The sequence below is a fragment of the Micromonospora sp. CNZ286 genome, assembly GCF_014207755.1.
Genome location: NZ_JACHIZ010000001.1, coordinates 6546076 through 6560834 on the forward strand (window position 1 = coordinate 6546076; position 14759 = coordinate 6560834).

At 71.7% G+C, this 14759-nt stretch carries 19 protein-coding genes and 1 pseudogene; 8 read left to right on the plus strand and 12 right to left on the minus strand.

The genetic code is table 11. The features are described 5' to 3' along the window. The first annotated feature begins 58 nt into the window (after positions 1–58). A complete protein-coding gene (trhA, locus tag FHX31_RS29410) occupies positions 59–736 on the plus strand; it encodes a PAQR family membrane homeostasis protein TrhA (RefSeq protein ID WP_047894297.1) in 678 nt (225 codons plus the stop codon). Positions 737–800: 64 nt separating this feature from the next. Here the strand turns inward: trhA and FHX31_RS29415 are convergent, their stop codons facing one another. Then, entirely contained in the window at positions 801–1091 is a 291-nt protein-coding gene (locus FHX31_RS29415) for a DUF6458 family protein (RefSeq protein WP_013283349.1), read from the minus strand. Between the two features lie 117 nt (positions 1092–1208). Between FHX31_RS29415 and FHX31_RS29420 the strand changes: the two genes are divergently transcribed. Then, positions 1209–1745, plus strand: coding sequence for a SixA phosphatase family protein (locus FHX31_RS29420; protein WP_013283348.1), 537 nt, complete (start codon positions 1209–1211; stop codon positions 1743–1745). Positions 1746–1755: 10 nt separating this feature from the next. On the opposite strand, the gene FHX31_RS29425 is transcribed toward FHX31_RS29420, so the two are convergent. Further along, on the minus strand, positions 1756–2163 hold the full coding sequence (locus tag FHX31_RS29425) for a winged helix-turn-helix transcriptional regulator (RefSeq protein ID WP_013283347.1): 408 nt from the start codon (positions 2161–2163) through the stop codon (positions 1756–1758). Positions 2164–2313: 150 nt separating this feature from the next. Between FHX31_RS29425 and FHX31_RS29430 the strand changes: the two genes are divergently transcribed. Then, positions 2314–3180 (plus strand): aldo/keto reductase family oxidoreductase, encoded by an 867-nt coding sequence (locus FHX31_RS29430; protein ID WP_184977532.1) that lies wholly within the window; start codon positions 2314–2316, stop codon positions 3178–3180. Between the two features lie 9 nt (positions 3181–3189). On the opposite strand, the gene FHX31_RS29435 is transcribed toward FHX31_RS29430, so the two are convergent. The 4 genes from FHX31_RS29435 to FHX31_RS29450 all read right to left on the minus strand — a co-directional run bounded on the left by FHX31_RS29435 (position 3190) and on the right by FHX31_RS29450 (position 7446). Next, positions 3190–3459 carry a DUF6458 family protein gene (locus FHX31_RS29435; RefSeq protein ID WP_013283345.1) on the minus strand — a complete coding sequence of 90 codons (270 nt, stop codon included), beginning with the start codon at positions 3457–3459 and terminating at the stop codon, positions 3190–3192. 184 nt (positions 3460–3643) lie between these two features. Continuing rightward, positions 3644–5500 (minus strand): acyl-CoA dehydrogenase, encoded by a 1857-nt coding sequence (locus tag FHX31_RS29440; protein WP_013473390.1) that lies wholly within the window; start codon positions 5498–5500, stop codon positions 3644–3646. A 120-nt stretch (positions 5501–5620) separates the two neighbouring features. Beyond that, on the minus strand, positions 5621–6745 hold the full coding sequence (locus FHX31_RS29445) for a PP2C family protein-serine/threonine phosphatase (RefSeq protein ID WP_091330479.1): 1125 nt from the start codon (positions 6743–6745) through the stop codon (positions 5621–5623). A gap of 68 nt (positions 6746–6813) precedes the next feature. After that, on the minus strand, positions 6814–7446 hold the full coding sequence (locus FHX31_RS29450) for a septal ring lytic transglycosylase RlpA family protein (protein WP_184977533.1): 633 nt from the start codon (positions 7444–7446) through the stop codon (positions 6814–6816). A 160-nt stretch (positions 7447–7606) separates the two neighbouring features. Between FHX31_RS29450 and FHX31_RS29455 the strand changes: the two genes are divergently transcribed. Further along, positions 7607–8155 (plus strand): phosphoribosyltransferase, encoded by a 549-nt coding sequence (locus FHX31_RS29455; protein WP_184977534.1) that lies wholly within the window; start codon positions 7607–7609, stop codon positions 8153–8155. A gap of 40 nt (positions 8156–8195) precedes the next feature. Beyond that, entirely contained in the window at positions 8196–8609 is a 414-nt protein-coding gene (locus FHX31_RS29460; RefSeq protein ID WP_013473386.1) for an ASCH domain-containing protein, read from the plus strand. Here FHX31_RS29460 and FHX31_RS29465 read toward each other — a convergent pair. The 4 genes and pseudogenes from FHX31_RS29465 to FHX31_RS29480 form a co-directional block, all read right to left on the minus strand. Then, complete coding sequence (locus tag FHX31_RS29465) at positions 8606–9517, minus strand: LLM class flavin-dependent oxidoreductase (RefSeq protein WP_013473385.1); 912 nt, start codon at positions 9515–9517, stop codon at positions 8606–8608. The genes FHX31_RS29460 and FHX31_RS29465 overlap by 4 nt on opposite strands. 21 nt (positions 9518–9538) lie before the next feature. Further along, positions 9539–10523, minus strand: a pseudogene (locus tag FHX31_RS29470) (MerR family transcriptional regulator). Positions 10524–10599: 76 nt separating this feature from the next. Then, positions 10600–11166, minus strand: coding sequence for an NUDIX hydrolase (locus tag FHX31_RS29475; RefSeq protein ID WP_184977535.1), 567 nt, complete (start codon positions 11164–11166; stop codon positions 10600–10602). A 32-nt stretch (positions 11167–11198) separates the two neighbouring features. Then, positions 11199–12092: a LysR family transcriptional regulator gene (locus FHX31_RS29480; protein ID WP_184977536.1), complete on the minus strand. Its 894-nt coding sequence runs from the start codon at positions 12090–12092 to the stop codon at positions 11199–11201. A gap of 88 nt (positions 12093–12180) precedes the next feature. On the opposite strand from FHX31_RS29480, the gene FHX31_RS29485 reads away from it, so the two are divergent. Next, complete coding sequence (locus FHX31_RS29485; RefSeq protein ID WP_030269673.1) at positions 12181–12576, plus strand: VOC family protein; 396 nt, start codon at positions 12181–12183, stop codon at positions 12574–12576. A gap of 9 nt (positions 12577–12585) precedes the next feature. Then, positions 12586–13152 (plus strand): GNAT family N-acetyltransferase, encoded by a 567-nt coding sequence (locus FHX31_RS29490; RefSeq protein ID WP_184977537.1) that lies wholly within the window; start codon positions 12586–12588, stop codon positions 13150–13152. On the opposite strand, the gene FHX31_RS29495 is transcribed toward FHX31_RS29490, so the two are convergent. Next, positions 13131–13742 carry a dihydrofolate reductase family protein gene (locus tag FHX31_RS29495; RefSeq protein ID WP_013283333.1) on the minus strand — a complete coding sequence of 204 codons (612 nt, stop codon included), beginning with the start codon at positions 13740–13742 and terminating at the stop codon, positions 13131–13133. The genes FHX31_RS29490 and FHX31_RS29495 overlap by 22 nt on opposite strands. 77 nt (positions 13743–13819) lie before the next feature. On the opposite strand from FHX31_RS29495, the gene FHX31_RS29500 reads away from it, so the two are divergent. Further along, positions 13820–14122, plus strand: a complete 303-nt coding sequence (locus FHX31_RS29500) for a hypothetical protein (protein ID WP_013473379.1) — start codon at positions 13820–13822, stop codon at positions 14120–14122. On the opposite strand, the gene FHX31_RS29505 is transcribed toward FHX31_RS29500, so the two are convergent. Continuing rightward, positions 14100–14621, minus strand: a complete 522-nt coding sequence (locus FHX31_RS29505) for an SMI1/KNR4 family protein (RefSeq protein WP_235437537.1) — start codon at positions 14619–14621, stop codon at positions 14100–14102. The two genes, FHX31_RS29500 and FHX31_RS29505, sit on opposite strands and share 23 nt — an antisense overlap. Positions 14622–14759: the final 138 nt, after the last annotated feature.

Consider the following 14759-nt stretch of genomic DNA (forward strand, 5'->3'; position numbering starts at 1 on the left):
GAGTGAGGTGACGGTCCACACTACTTGCAAGTAACCTACGCCGTCGTAACCTATTGCTGTGACGACCTCCGCACCGTTCCGGCTCCGGCCGGCCGACATCGGGAAGCCGCGTATGCGCGGCTGGCTGCACGCGTACGCGTTCTTCGCCGCTCTCGTCTGCGGCATCGTGCTGTGTTCGATCGCCGCCGGCCGTCCCGGCTGGGCGCCGCTGGTGAGCTGCCTGATCTACAGCTTCACCGTGTGCGGGCTGTTCGGCACCAGCGCGCTCTACCACCGGCGGGTCTGGACCGAACGCGGCTACCAGATCATGCGCCGGATGGACCACTCGATGATTTTCGTGTTCATCGCCGGCACCTACACACCGTTCTGCGCCCTGCTGCTGGACACCCGGCAGGCCACGATCATGCTGAGCCTGGTCTGGGGCGGCGCGATCGCGGGCGTGGCGGTGAAGCTGATCTGGCCGCACGCGCCGCGCTGGGTCTCCGCCCCGCTCTACCTGGCGCTCGGCTGGGTCGCGGTGGCCATGCTGCCGCAGATCCTGCACTCCGGTGGCGTCACCGCGCTGGTGCTGCTGAGCGTGGGCGGCGCGATCTACAGCGTGGGCGCGGTGTTCTACGCGCTGCGTCGGCCGAATCCGTGGCCCACAGTCTTCGGGCACCACGAGTTCTTCCACGCCTGCACGCTCGTCGCGGCGATCTGCCACCACATCGCGATCTACTTCGCACTGTTCGCCTGACCGAGCGGACCCCGGACATGCGCGAGGGCCCCGCACCGTTGCGGGGCCCTCGGGTTCTCGGGGGTCAGGCCGGGTAGCCCGAGCCCGGGCGGCGCACCTCGCGGTACTCCTCGCGCACCACGCGGTCGTCGCGCACCGGCACCACCGGCTCGGCGACCACCTGCTCGCGGACCGGGGCGGCCACGACCCGGCGGCGGCTGTTCCAGAAGTAGAGCGTGGTGAGCAGGCCGGCGACGCCGGCGAGCATGAGCACCCAGCCCACCACGTTGAGGTTCAGCCATCCCAGATCGGCGTCGATGGCGAACGCGAAGATCGCGCCGAGCGCGATGAGGAAGATGCTGGCACCGATGCCCATGACGTCGCCTCCTTGGCGTCCTGCTGGCGTTTCCTGCCCGCCGCGGCCATGGATGAGGTAGCGGCACACATCGACATACCCAGGCGCTTCGATCGTCAATCAGGCAAGCTGGGCGGTATGACGGACGGCAGGAACGGGCAGCGGACGCTGGTTCTGCTGCGGCACGCCAAAGCCGAGCAGTCCGCGGACGGCCCGGACGCGGAGCGGTCGCTCACCGCGCGGGGCCACGCCGACGCGGCGGCGGCCGGCGCCTGGCTGGCCCGGCAAGGGCTGCTTCCCGACGTGGTGCTCTGCTCGCCGGCCCGGCGCACCCGGCAGACCTGGCACGACGTGGCGATGGGCATGACCGGCTCGCCACCGGAGGGCGGCCCGGCGGGTTCGCGCCCGGCGGTGCGGTACGAGGCGGCCGCGTACGACGCGCACCCGGACCAGTTGCTGGCCCTCGTCCGGACGGTCGAGCCGACGGCCGGCACGGTGCTGCTCGTGGCGCACAACCCTGGTGTCTCGCTGCTCTCGGCGCTGCTCGACCCGCAGCGGGCCGACCCGGACGGGCTGCGTACCACCGATCTCGTGGTGCACCGGCCGACGACCCGGTGGGCCGAGCTGGCCCCCGGCGGCGCGCCGCTCACCGCCCGCCACACCGCCCGCGCCTGACCGGTACGACTCAGACCCGGCTGTCGTAGGCCTCCCGGTTGGCGAACACGTCGTCCATGTGCGCCTCCGCCCAGACCTTCAGGCCCTGGATGGTCTTGAGCAGCGAGAGCCCGAGCGCTGTGAGCTCGTAGGTGACTGTGACCGGCACCGTGGGCTCCACGGTGCGGGTGACCAGGCCGTCGCGTTCCAGGGCGCGCAGCGTCTGGGTGAGCATCTTCTGGCTGACGCCGGCGAGCGTGCGGGACAGCTCCGAGTAGCGCATCGGGCGAGGGACACCTGCGCAGTCGGCACCGAACCGGTGCGAGCCGTCGCTGCGCAGCGCGGCCAGCACCAGCGTGACCCACTTGTCGGCGATCCGGTCCAGTAGTTGCCGGCTGGGGCACTGGGCCAGGAACGCGTCGTACTCCGCCTTGCTCATCTCTGCTCCTGCCGCCCTCTCCTGCCGTCCGGTGAGCTACGCACTTTTAGGTGCCTACTTCCCAGCAGAAAGTTACACCCCGATAGTGGAGGTCGGCGCCGCGACCCGGCGGCGTCGCGTAACGGACGACGAGAGCCAAGAGGTACACGCATGGCCCGCACCACCCTTCCCGGCGGCACCTGGACGCTGGGCGACCTGACCGTCACCCGGTTCGGCTACGGCGCGATGCAACTCGCCGGCCCCTGGGTCATGGGACCACCGGCCGACCATGACGGCGCCCTGGCGGTGCTGCGCGAGGCGGTCGCACTCGGCATCACCCACATCGACACCAGCGCGGCGTACGGGCCGTACGTCACCAACCGGCTGATCCGGGAGGCGCTGCACCCGTACCCGGAGTCGCTGCACGTCGTCACGAAGGTCGGCGCGGACCGGGACGAGCAGGGCGGCTGGCCCACGGCCCGGGATCCGCAGAGCCTGCGCCGGCAGGTCCGGGAGAACCTGGAGACGCTAGGCGTGGACGCGCTCGGCCTGGTCAACCTGCGACTCGGCGACGCCACGGGGCCGCAGCCCGGGTCTCTCGCCGAGGCGCTGGAGACGCTCGTCGCGCTCCGGCAGGAGGGCCTGATCCGCCACCTCGGCCTGAGCAACGTGACGCCCGAGCAGGTCGCCGAGGCGCAGACGATCGCGCCGATCGTCTGCGTGCAGAACCGGTACAACCTGGCCCACCGCGGCGACGACGACCTGATCGACGAGTTGGCCCGGCAGGGCGTCGCCTACGTGCCGTTCTTCCCGCTCGGCGGGTTCACGCCGTTGCAGTCCTCGGCGTTGTCGGCGGTGGCGAAACGCCTGGGGGCGACGCCGATGGGCGTCGCCCTGGCCTGGCTGCTGCGGCGCTCGCCGAACATCCTGCTGATCCCCGGCACCAAGTCCGTCGCGCACCTGCGCGAGAACGTCGCCGGTGCCGGGCTGGCCCTCTCCGGCGACGACCTCGCCGAACTGGACCGGATCGGCCGCTGAGACGCGGCGTCAGGACGGCGGCGCGGTCGGCGGCGGCGGGTCGGGCGGCGGCGGCATCATCGCTGTCGGATGCGAGAGCCGGTTCTCCTCCACGATGAGCGTGCGGGCCCGCTTGCGGCGGTCCTGCCAGAACCACAGCGTGGTCAGCAGAACGCCCAGCCCGGCCAGGATGAACACCCAGCCGACCGCGCGCAGGTCGATCCACCAGACGTTGGCCCGGATGGCGAAGGTCATGATCGCGCCGAGCGCGATGAGAAAGATGGCGCTACCAATGCCCATGTGCGCTGCACTCCCCCGTGCGATGGCCTTGGGCGTACTCCGGTCGTGGTCCGCGACGGTTACCCGCCACCGGGCCGCCTATCCGCCCGGGCGCACGCACGACGACGGCCGGCGGGCTGGTGCCCGCCGGCCGTCGTCATGAGGGGGAGAGTGACGTGTCAGGGGTGAAAGCCCCCGGACGGGCTCAGAAAGCCTCCTCCGGGAGGTCCATGATCTCCAGGTCGGTGCCCTCGATGATCCGGCGGTCGGCGCCGATGCGGGGCAGCACCTCGCGGGCGAAGAACCGGGCCGCGGCGACCTTGCCGGTGTAGAAGGACTTGTCGGCCGCGGAGACCTCGCCGGCCAGCGCCTTCAGAGCCACGTCCGCCTGCTTCTGGAGCAGCCAGCCGACCACCAGGTCGCCGATCGCCAGCAGGAACCGGCGGCTGCTCAGGCCGACCTTGTAGAGCGCGCGGGTGTCGCCGCCCTGGGCCTCGCCCAGCCAGCCGGTCATCACGCCGAGGATGTTCTGGATCTCGGCGAGCGCCTTGCCGAGCGCCTGACGCTCCTCCTTGAGCTGGCCGTTGCCGGCCTCGGAGGCGATGTGCTCCTGGATCTCGGCGGCGACCGCCATCAGGGCCTTGCCGTTGTCCCGGACGATCTTCCGGAAGATCAGGTCGAGGCTCTGGATCGCGGTGGTGCCCTCGTACAGGGTGTCGATCTTGGCGTCCCGGACGTACTGCTCCAGCGGGTAGTCCTGGAGGAAGCCGGAACCGCCGTAGGTCTGGAGCGACTCGTGGCCGAGCAGCTCGTACGCCCGCTCCGAACCGACGCCCTTGACCAGCGGCAGGAGCAGGTCGTTGACGCGCTTCGCCAGCTTGGTGGCCTTCTCGTCACCGGCCGCCTCGGCGATCGCGACCTTGTCCTGCCAGCTCGCGGTGTAGCAGACCAGCGCGCGCAGGCCCTCGGCGTACGACTTCTGCAGCAGCAGCGAGCGGCGCACGTCCGGGTGGTGGGTGATGGTCACCCGCGGGGCGGTCTTGTCGGTCATCTGGACGAGGTCGGCACCCTGCACCCGGTTCTTGGCGTACTCCAGGGCGTTGAGGTAGCCGGTGGAGAGCGTGGCGATCGCCTTGGTGCCGACCATCATCCGGGCGTACTCGATGATCATGAACATCTGGCGGATGCCGTCGTGCTTCTCGCCCAGCAGCCAGCCCTTGGCCGGTACGCCGTGCTCGCCGAAGGTCACCTCGCAGGTGTTCGAGACCTTCAGGCCCATCTTGTGCTCGACGTTCGTCGCGTAGACGCCGTTGCGCTCGCCCAGCTCGCCGGTCTCGGCGTCGAAGTGGTACTTCGGCACGACGAACAGCGACAGGCCCTTGGTGCCCGGACCGCCGACGCCCTCGACGCCGACCGGACGGGCCAGCACGTAGTGGACGATGTTGTCGCTCAGGTCGTGCTCACCGGAGGTGATGAAGCGCTTCACGCCCTCGATGTGCCACGAGCCGTCCGGCTGCTGGATCGCCCGGGTACGGCCGGCGCCCACGTCGGAGCCGGCGTCCGGCTCGGTGAGGACCATGGTCGAGCCCCACTGCTTCTCGATGAACAGCCGGGCCCACTTCTTCTGCTCCTCGGTGCCCTCGACGTGCAGCACGTGCGCGAAGGACGGGCCGGAGGCGTACATCCAGATCGGGGCGTTGGCGCCGAGCACCAGCTCGGCGAGCGACCACCAGAGGGCGCGCGGGGCGTTGGTGCCGCCCAGGGTCTCCGGCAGGTCCAGGCGCCAGAACTCGGAGTCCATGAACGCCTTGTACGACTTCTTGAACGACTCCGGCAGCGGCGCCGTGAACGTCGCCGGGTCGAAGACCGGCGGGTTGCGGTCGCTGTCCGAGTAGCTGGCGGCCAGGTCCTCGCGGGCGAGGCGGTCGACCTCGGAGAGGAAGCTACGGGCGGTGTCGACGTCCAGGTCCGTGTACGGCGCCTGGCCGAACGTCCGGTCCGCCCCGAAGACCTCGAACAGGTTGAACTCGAGGTCCCGCACGTTGCTCTTGTAGTGGGTCATGCTCGCTGGCCCCGCTTCCCGGACAGGTGTTACCGATCAGTAACTCCAGACTGTATTACTCACCGGTAGGCAACGACAAGCCGATCTCGGAAGTGACAGCGATTACACACTTCCCGTTCATCAGTCGGCGGCGCCGACCTCCCAGCTCGGAACCGGGGTGGCGGTGGTGCTGCGCGGCCCGACGTACTCCATCAGGACCAGCGCGATGTCGTCGTCGAGCCGGCCGTGCACCCACTCGACCAGGGCGGTCTCCAGCGAGGCCAGCCCGTCCGCGACGGTGCCGTGGCCGAGCAGCCGCCAGGCCCGGTCGGCGGTGGGGAAGAACTCGCCGTCCCGGCGCGCCTCGCCCAGCCCGTCGGTGAACAGCAGCAGCCGGTCGCCCGGTTCCAGCCGCTCCACCCGGGGCCGGACCACGGGCATGAAGCCGAGCGGGGGCGCGGGCGCGGGCGGCTCCAGCGGGATCACCGCACCCCGGCGCAGCAGCAACGGCGAGGGGTGCCCGCAGTTGACGATGGTGAGCGTGCCGCCGCGCTCCTCGATCAGTGCGGCGGTGACGAAGTCCTCGTCGCCGACGTTGCGGGCCACCGCGCGATCCAGGTCGGTCACCACGGCGCGCAGGTCGGCCCGCTCGTACGCGACGTGCCGGTAGGAGCCGAGCACGATGCTGGCCAGGCGGACCGCGTCCAGTCCCTTGCCCCGTACGTCACCGATGATCATGCGGACGCCGTACGGGGTGTCCATCACCTCGTACAGGTCGCCGCCGATCTCGGCCGTCGCGGTGGAGGAGATGTACCGGGCGGCCACCGCGAGCGTGCCGACCTGCGGGCCGAGCGGTCGCAGCACCGCCTGCTGGGCGACCGAGGCGAGCCGGGACAACTCCGCGATCCGGTCCGCCTGGCGCTGGCGTATCGCCGCCGTGGCAGCAGCGATAGCGGTGGCCACCCCGACGGCTGTCACGTTGACCACTGTCACCAGCGGGCTACCCCGTTCGGCGACCGCGAAGCCGATCCCGATGGCGGTGGCCAGGCCGCCGACCGCGAGCACCACCCGCCAGGACGCCAGTGCCGCCGCGAGGAGCGGCGCGACGACCATCAGCGCGAGGTAGTGCGCCGGGCGGCCGTCGGCCATCTCCACGGCGGCCACGATCGCGAGCAGCGCGAGGGCCGCGCCGAGACCGGCGCGGGATCCGGGACTCAGCGGGCCTCGGCCCGGCTGGAAGGGTTGCGTGCGTACATCGGACAGCATGCCTGATGGACGTGAACGGGAGAATGAACCTGGCCCGTCGGTCATGGAAGTTCTGCCCGAGTGGCCGGTCAGCCGAGCACCTCGTACCGGACGTTGACGTGGCCGAGGCTGGTGGCGGCGATGGTCGCGAACGCGGCGCGGGACAGGTCCAGGCACCGGCCGTCGATGAACGGGCCACGGTCGTTGATCCGCACCACCACCGACTTGCCGTTTGCCGGGTTGGTCACCCGGACCCTGGTGTTGAACGGCAGCGTCTTGTGCGCGGCGGTGAGCGCGTCCGGGTTGAACGTCTCGCCGTTCGCCGTCATCTGGCCCTCGGCGTAGAAGGACGCGCCGCAGGAGCCACTGTCCACGACCTTCGGGCTGCTCGTCTTCTTCGCCGTCGGCGACGGGGAGGCGGTCCGGGCCTTGCTGCGGGAGGCCGCCTGGGTGCGGCTCGCCTTCGGACTCGGGGTGGCCTTCGGCGACGGGCTGAGGCTCGCGCTCGGCGAGGCGGACACGCTCGGCGAGGGGGCGGCCGACGTGGGGGCGGGCGTGCTGGGCAGCGTCTCGACCACGGCCGGCTCGGCGGGCGGCTCGGCGGAGGTGAGCCGCACGGCGCCGACGGTACCGCCGACCGCGAGCGCCACGCCGACCGCCGCGGTCGCGGCGATGGCGGCGGGCGAGGAGAACTTGCGGGTACGAAGGTGCCTAGCAGCCACCGGCCCGGTCCTTTCGTCAACTGAACAAACCGGCCCGGACCGTAACGAGAGAAGCACTTCCGAAGTCAACGTGATCATGGTGCTATGCCCGCATTTACCCTGGTACGTGTAGCCGATCACGCCACTGTCGATCGGCCGAACGGCCCACCGATCCGCCAGGATGGAAACCGTGCTGAGTCGTCGCCTGGTCGAGCTGTTCGAGTGGATCGACCCCGGCCCGGGCAGCACCCACCTGGTCAGCGACATCTCCGGCTGGTGGCGTGACCCCGACGTGCTCGCCCAGGTCGGGCCGGCCCTGGCCGGGCTGTTCCCCGAGGACCGCCCGACCGTCGTGATCGCCCCCGAGGTGACCGGGCTGCTGCTCGGCCCACTGGTGGCGGTCGCCGCCGGAGCCGGTTTCCTGCCCGCGTACAAGGACGGCGGCGAGCGACGCCGGGCCGGGCCGACGCGCTGGGCCGAGACGCCTCCCGACTACCGGGGACGGCGGCTGCGGGTCGGCGTGGACGGCCGGCGGCTGAACCCCGGCGACCGGGTGCTGCTCGTCGACGACTGGGTCGACACCGGCGCGCAACTGGACGCGCTGCGCCGGGTCGTCCGGGACGCCGGGGCCGGCCTGATCGGGGCCGCCGCACTGGTCGCGACCTGCCCGCCCGAGGTCGCCGCACGGCTCAGGCTGCGCGCCCTGCTCACCGGCGCCGACCTGCCGTGAGCCCGTCGGCGGTGGCGGAGCATGCCGTAGCGTCGGCGGCATGTGGCCCCGCATCGGTGGATTGCGCGCACTCGCCCTCGGCACGCCCGGCGAGCTGCGTACCCGGCTCAACACCCTCGTCCTCTCCGGCGCGAAGACCGCCACCGCCGGGCTGGTCCAGGAGTACGACGACGAGAACGAGGAACTGGAGTACGTCGGCGAGCGACTGGTCCTGGTCGACGACAACGACGCGCTCGTCGGCGTCGTGGAGGTCACCGGCGTCGAGGTGGTGCGCTTCGCCGACGTGCCATGGGACTTCGCCCGCGCCGAGGGCGAGGGCGACCGGTCGATCGAGGAGTGGCGCGAGGGCCACGGCGCCTACTGGGCCCGGCAGCGCACCCCGGTCACCGACGACACCCGGATCGTCTGCCTCCGGTTCCGGCTGGTCTCCACCGAGGGCAGCGTCGGCACCTAGCCGGCCCGGCGCAGCTCCGGCAGCAGCGCCGCCGCCTCCACCAGCACGGCCTCGTCGCCCGCGTACCAGCTGCTGGCCCGGGGCCAGTGCGTCACCACGTCGGTGAAGCCCAGCCGGGCCGCCCGGGCCACCTGCTCGGCGAGGAAGTCGGCGCTGGTGAGCGAGAACACCGGCGCGGAGTCGAGCGACAGGTAGCGGTCGAGCGTCGCCGGGTCACGGCCGGCCTGCTCCAGCGTCCGGGTCATCCGGTCCGACAACTCCGCCACCGTGCCCCACCACGCCTCGATGTCGTCGCCGCCGAGCCCGGTGGTGACCCAGCCCTGCCCGAACCGGGCGACCAGCCGCATCGAGCGGGGACCGTTCGCGGCCATCACGAACGGCACCCGGGGCTGCTGGACGCAACCCGGGTTGTTGCGCGCGTCCACGGCGGTGAACCATTCCCCGCGCCAGGTCGTGCCGTCCTCCCGCAGAATCAGGTCGAGCAGCTCGGTGAACTCGGCGAACCGGTCCACGCGCTGCCGGGGCGGCAGCGTCTCGCCGCCGAGCACCGCCGAGTCGAAGCCGATGCCGCCCGCGCCGAGGCCGAGCAGCACCCGGCCGTCCGACACGTCGTCGAGCGCGGTCACCTGCCTGGCGAACGCCGCCGGGTGCCGGAAGTTCGGCGACGCCACGAGCGTCCCGAGCTTCACCCGGGACGTCACGCCGGCCGCCGCGGTGAGCGTCGTCCACGAGTCGAACCACGGTCCGTCGACCAGGTCACGCCAGCCCAGGTGGTCGTAGGTCCAGGCGTGGTCGAAGCCCCACTCGTCCACTTGGGCCCACCGCCGACGCGCTTCCGACCAACGCTGGTCGGGCAGGATCACGATGCCGATTCGCATGATCGCCAGGGTACGACCCGGGCCGGACATCCCGGCCCGGGTCGCGGGGGATCACGCCGCCAGGTCGGCCACCACGCAGGCGATGTTGTCCGGCGCGCCGGCCGCGTACGCCTGCTCGACCAGGCGCTCGACAGCGGCCGCCGGATCGTCCGCCTCGGCCAGCGCGGCGTGCAGCGCGCCCGGGTCCACCACCGCGGAGAGGCCGTCGGAGCAGAGCAGGTAGCGGTCGCCGGGCAGCGCGGTACGCAGCGCCAGGTCCGCCTCCACCTCCGCGCCCGCGCCGAGCGCCCGGGCCAGCAACGCCCGCTGCGGATGCGCCAGGGCCTCGGCCGGCGTGAGCCGCCCCTGGTCGACGAGCGTCTGCACGTACGTGTGGTCCTGGGTGAGCCGGGACAGCTCGCCGCCGCGCAGCAGGTACGCCCGGCTGTCCCCGACGTGCACCAGCGCGAGCCGGGTGCCACGTCGCACGAGCGCGGTGAGCGTGGTGGCGGGCTGGTCGGCGTCGGTGGCGTGCGCGCGTACCGCCCGGTCGGCCCGGTTCACCGCGTCGGCAAGCGCGGCGAGCAGATCGGCCCCCGGCGCGTCCGCCTGCTCCAACGGCCGCAGCGCGTACGCGGTGTCCTCGTTGGAGTCGCGGACCGTGCCGGTCTCGCAGCGCGTCGCGTACCGGAAGGTGGTCTCGGACATGGTGGTGCCCCTCTCGCTGAGCCTGTCGACGAGGAGCGCGACGGCCCGGCCGCGCGCCGCGGTGTCCGCGCTGACCCGCCGCCACCAGGCGTCGAGCGCCTCGGCGGCGGCAGCGGGCGGCAGCGGGCGGCAGGCCGCAGACGGTACGGATCTCGGCCAGCGGCATCCCGGCCCGGCGCAGCCCGGCGATCAGCCGTGCGCGGTCCGCCTGCTCCGGCGCGTAGTAGCGGTAGCCCGAGTGCGGGTCCACAGCAGCAGGGGGCAGCAGCCCGCAGTCGTCGTAGATGCGCAGCGCCTTGGCGCTCAGGCCGGTCGCGCGGGCGAACGCGCCGATGGTCAGCAGTTGCACCGTGCCTCCCTCGCGCTCCTCGTGCCGGTCACCGCGACCGGCACCGGTCACGCTGGGCCTTGCCGCAGGGGACGGGTCAAGGCGTCGTTGTCGCCAGTTTGGTCAGCATCCGGCCCAGATGCGGCTCGATCGTGCCGGTCGGCGCCTCGTTCACCTCGGCCGGCGTCCACCAGCGGATGCCCGCGAACTCCACCGGATCGGGCGTGAACCGCTGGTCACGGTCGGCGGACAGCACGTACCAGAGGCTCACGTCGGTGTGCCGGTGCTCGGGCGGGCCGACCGTCTCAGTGACGGTGAGGAACGCCGGGCGCTCGCCGAACGGCGGCGCGAAGACCGCCGCCACGCCCAGTTCCTCCCGCAGTTCGCGGCGCACCGTGTCGGCCGGGTGCTCACCGGGCTCGACGTGCCCGCCGCTGGGCAGCCACATCCCCGCCAGGCGGTGGTCGACAAGCAGCACCGCGCCGTCGGCCGGGTCGCGGAGCAGGAAGTACGCGACCAGGTGCGGCGACGGCGTACGCGGCTTGACCCGGCGGAAAATGTCATCCGTGGCGGCCAGCCAGGCCAGCGCCGCCTCCCGGTGCCGCGCCTCCAGCTCGTCACCCGGTGGCAGTTCCTCGACCAGTGCCCGGATCTCGTCCCGCATCCCGCCGATGGTGCCAGCCGGGTACGACGAGGTCAGTCCGGCGGCAGCGGGTTGGCGTCAGCAGCCGCGCGGACGAACTCACGTACCCGGGACGTGGTGTTCCCGGCCGGCCACACCGGACCGCGACAGATCGGCGGCGCGTCGTGGATCGGCACGTAGGCCACGTCCGGGCGGGCGTAGAACTGCCGGGCCTGCTCGCCCACCGGCAGCACCCCGCGCCCCATCGCGACGAGCGCCAGCATCTCCGAGAAGCTGCCGCCCACCGGGCCCTTCGGCACCGGGCGGCCGGACGGGGTGCGGTCCGGCGTGCGGTCCTGCTTGAACGCGGCCGAGGTCACCGCCGGGTACTGCACCACCGGATGGTCGCCCAGCACCTCCAGCGACACCGACTCCTCGGCCGCCAGCGGATGATCAGCGGCCACCGCGAGCACCCGGCGCTCGCGCAGCAGCACCGGGCCGGTCGCCATGCCGTCGAAGGGGTACGAGGCGATCAGCACGTCGATCGTGCCGTCCAGCAGGCTCGACCGGGTGCTGGCCAGCGGCGCCTCGTGCACGTGCACCTCGCAGTCCGGGTGGCGCTCGGTGAACAGGGCCACCGCGCGCAGCAGCACCGGAGCTGTCGACTCACCCACGTACGCCACCCGCAGCTCGCCGGTAAGCCCGCGCCCGGCGTCGACGGCCCGCTGCACAGCCGCCTCGATGCCGGCCACCAACGGGCGCATCTCCTCGGCCAGGCGGGCGCCGATCGGGGTGAGCCGGACGACCCGGCTGGTCCGCTCGAACAGCGGTGCGCCGATGCGGCGTTCCAGCTTGCGCACCACGTGGCTGACCCGGCCGGTACTCACCCGCAGCCGCTCGGCGGTCCGCCCGAAATGCAGTTCCTCGGCCAGGGTCAGGAACGTCTCGACCTCGTACCGCTCCAGCACCGGAGCACCTCCGTCGTTGCCTGCCGGTCAACGATCGTAGTCCGGATCGGGGTTGGTCCGGACGGCGCGCCGGACCAGGGTTGACGGCATGCACAACCATCTCGTGACGGTGACCGGTTTCGACCACCTCGTCCTCTCGGTGAGCGACGTCGAGCGTTCCCTCGACTTCTACTGCGGCACGCTCGGCCTGGCCCCGGTGCGGGTCGACAGGTGGCGGGCCGGTGAGGTGCCGTTCCCCTCCGTACGCGTCGACGCCGGCACCATCATCGACCTGATCGAGGGCGACCCGACCGGGTCCAACGTGGACCACTTCTGCCTCGTGGTGGAGCCGGTCGACTGGCAGCGGGTGGTCGACTCCGGCGTCTTCACCGTGCTGACCGGCCCGGTCCCGCGCTTCGGTGCGCGCGGCACCGCCACCTCGATCTACGTCAGCGACCCGGACGGCAACACAATCGAACTGCGCTGCTACCCGGCCGACGCCTAACCTGTTCCGATGCCGGAGCTGGAACGACTCGCCGCCCACCACGCACCCGCCGTGCTGCGGTTCGAGCGGGAGAACCGGGCCTACTTCGCCCGGTACGTCCCCGACCGGGGCGACGACTTCTTCACCGGGTACGCCGCCCGGCACGCGGCCCTGCTGGACGAGCAGGAACGCGGCACCTGCCACTTCCACGTGCTGGTCGGCGACCACGGCGCCGTGCTCGGGCGGTTCAACCTGGTCGACGTCGCAGGCGGCAGCGCCGAACTGGGCTACCGGGTGGCCGAGCGCGCCGCCGGGCGCGGGCTCGCGGGTGAAGGCGTACGGCGCGTCTGCGAACTGGCCCGCACCGAGTACGGGCTGCGCCGACTGGTCGCCTCGGCGGCCCTGGCGAACCCGGCCTCGCTGGCGGTGCTCAAGCGCGCCGGTTTCGTGCTCGACGGCTCGGAGCGCGGCGATTCGGTGCACGACGGTTCGGTGCGCAGCGGTTCGGTGTCCGGCTGCGAGGTGGATCTGGACGGGGAGCCCGGCCTGCGGCACGTGCTCGACCTCCGCGCGCCCTACGCCGCCGCGTCCCCGTAGGTGGGCGCTCCGGCCGGCTCGTACGTCAGTTGCAGCGTGCCGTGGGCGTGGGTGACCGACTCGGTGAGCCGCAACGCGCTCGGCACCGTCCCCTCGCCGAACAGGCGCTTGCCGGTGCCGAGCACCACCGGGTACACCCACAGGTTGAGCCGGTCGACCAGGCCGAGGCGCAGCAGCGACTGCACCAGGTCCAGGCTGCCGATCACGTGGACCTCGCCGTGGCGGCCGTTCATCTCGGTGACGCGCTCGGCGAGGTCACCTTTTACCAGCGACGAGTTCGTCCAGGTGAGCGGCTCGGCGAGTGTGCGGCTGGCCACGTACTTCGGCACACCGTTCAGCAGGCCGGTGAAGGGGATGTCCGCAGGCGCCTTCGGCCAGTAGCCGGCGAAGATGTCGTACGTCTTGCGGCCCAGCAGCAGCGCGTCCATGCTGCTCGCCTGCTGGAACATCACCGCGCCGGACTTCTCGTCGAGCAGCGGCATCTGCCAGCCGCCGTGGCTGAAGCCGCCCTCGCGGTCCTCGTCGGGCTCACCGGGCGCCTGCGCCACGCCGTCGAGGGTCAGGAACTCTGTCACGATCAGCTTGCCCATGGGTCCGCTCCTCCGGTTTCCGCTCGTCCCCCGTCAGACCCGTCAACGACCCGCAACTCATCGCCGAGGTGTACGTGATGGATTTCGTGGAACTGGTCATCGACGGGCAGATCGACATCGATCGCGACGACCTCGAAGACGCCCTCAACGAGGCTCTCGTCGGGCGCGGCGAGGTGACCGGTGCCGGAACAAGCGAGCACGGCTCCCACCTCGACGTCGACGTCCTTGTGACGGCGGACCGACGAGCCGTCCTGGACGCCGTCTTCGGGGTGCTCGCCGCCTTGGACCTGGGCGACTCCGTGCGGGTCCGGCCCGGCGATGGGCAGACCTGGATCCGTCCGGGCCAGTGGACCCGCTCTACTCGTGCCGGACGAGCCTGAAGGGCACCCCGTCGATCTCCGTGACGTACCCGATCACCGGCACCGGGTTCCTCAGTTCCGCGATCTCGACAAGCAATGCGGTGGCAGTGCCGGCGTAGGGCTCGGGCGGGTCGATCAGGGCGGTATCGCAGACCACCGTCGGCCACTGCTCGGGAGGACCGTCGTCGAGGTGCCAGCAGAGCAGATAGTCGAAGTTCACGGCTCCCCAGACCCGGAGGTCTCCCGGTGAGGTGCCGAAGTGGTACGGGAACCCTCCTGTGCACTCCGCCCTCTTGTTCATCACGTGATGCCAGTTCCGCGCGTACCGGAGGAATTCCGGTACGCCCCAGTCGGAAGGATGAAGCACTTCCAGGAAGCCGATGCTGCCGTGTGGGAAGCGCTCGACGAAGCGTCGGTAGTCCTCGGGAAAGGGATGGCCTGCCGCCTCGGTGAGAGCCGTCCAGTCGATCTCCGTCTCCGTCGCCCCGTCCCAGTCGAACAGGCCGGCGAGTCGATCCACGGTCGGAGAAGCATTCGGTGTCATTCGGCTTCCTCCGGCAGATGATCGTTGGTCGGGTGCACGTCCCACCTCGCCTTCACCGTAAGATCACTCTCTTCGGCAGGCGTACGCCTCCGGAGTCCTCGAAGGCGGATTCGC

Excerpts from the sequence above, each read along its gene's own strand:
- FHX31_RS29415 (WP_013283349.1), bottom strand. The coding sequence starts at position 1,091 with ATGGGCATCGGTGCCAGCATCTTCCTCATCGCGCTCGGCGCGATCTTC.
- FHX31_RS29420 (WP_013283348.1), top strand. The coding sequence starts at position 1,209 with ATGACGGACGGCAGGAACGGGCAGCGGACGCTGGTTCTGCTGCGGCAC.
- FHX31_RS29425 (WP_013283347.1), bottom strand. The coding sequence starts at position 2,163 with ATGAGCAAGGCGGAGTACGACGCGTTCCTGGCCCAGTGCCCCAGCCGG.
- FHX31_RS29430 (WP_184977532.1), top strand. The coding sequence starts at position 2,314 with ATGGCCCGCACCACCCTTCCCGGCGGCACCTGGACGCTGGGCGACCTG.
- FHX31_RS29435 (WP_013283345.1), bottom strand. The coding sequence starts at position 3,459 with ATGGGCATTGGTAGCGCCATCTTTCTCATCGCGCTCGGCGCGATCATG.
- FHX31_RS29440 (WP_013473390.1), bottom strand. The coding sequence starts at position 5,500 with ATGACCCACTACAAGAGCAACGTGCGGGACCTCGAGTTCAACCTGTTC.
- FHX31_RS29445 (WP_091330479.1), bottom strand. The coding sequence starts at position 6,745 with ATGCTGTCCGATGTACGCACGCAACCCTTCCAGCCGGGCCGAGGCCCG.
- FHX31_RS29455 (WP_184977534.1), top strand. The coding sequence starts at position 7,607 with ATGGAAACCGTGCTGAGTCGTCGCCTGGTCGAGCTGTTCGAGTGGATC.
- FHX31_RS29460 (WP_013473386.1), top strand. The coding sequence starts at position 8,196 with ATGTGGCCCCGCATCGGTGGATTGCGCGCACTCGCCCTCGGCACGCCC.
- FHX31_RS29465 (WP_013473385.1), bottom strand. The coding sequence starts at position 9,517 with ATGTCCGGCCCGGGTCGTACCCTGGCGATCATGCGAATCGGCATCGTG.
- FHX31_RS29475 (WP_184977535.1), bottom strand. The coding sequence starts at position 11,166 with ATGCGGGACGAGATCCGGGCACTGGTCGAGGAACTGCCACCGGGTGAC.
- FHX31_RS29485 (WP_030269673.1), top strand. The coding sequence starts at position 12,181 with ATGCACAACCATCTCGTGACGGTGACCGGTTTCGACCACCTCGTCCTC.
- FHX31_RS29490 (WP_184977537.1), top strand. The coding sequence starts at position 12,586 with ATGCCGGAGCTGGAACGACTCGCCGCCCACCACGCACCCGCCGTGCTG.
- FHX31_RS29495 (WP_013283333.1), bottom strand. The coding sequence starts at position 13,742 with ATGGGCAAGCTGATCGTGACAGAGTTCCTGACCCTCGACGGCGTGGCG.
- FHX31_RS29500 (WP_013473379.1), top strand. The coding sequence starts at position 13,820 with ATGGATTTCGTGGAACTGGTCATCGACGGGCAGATCGACATCGATCGC.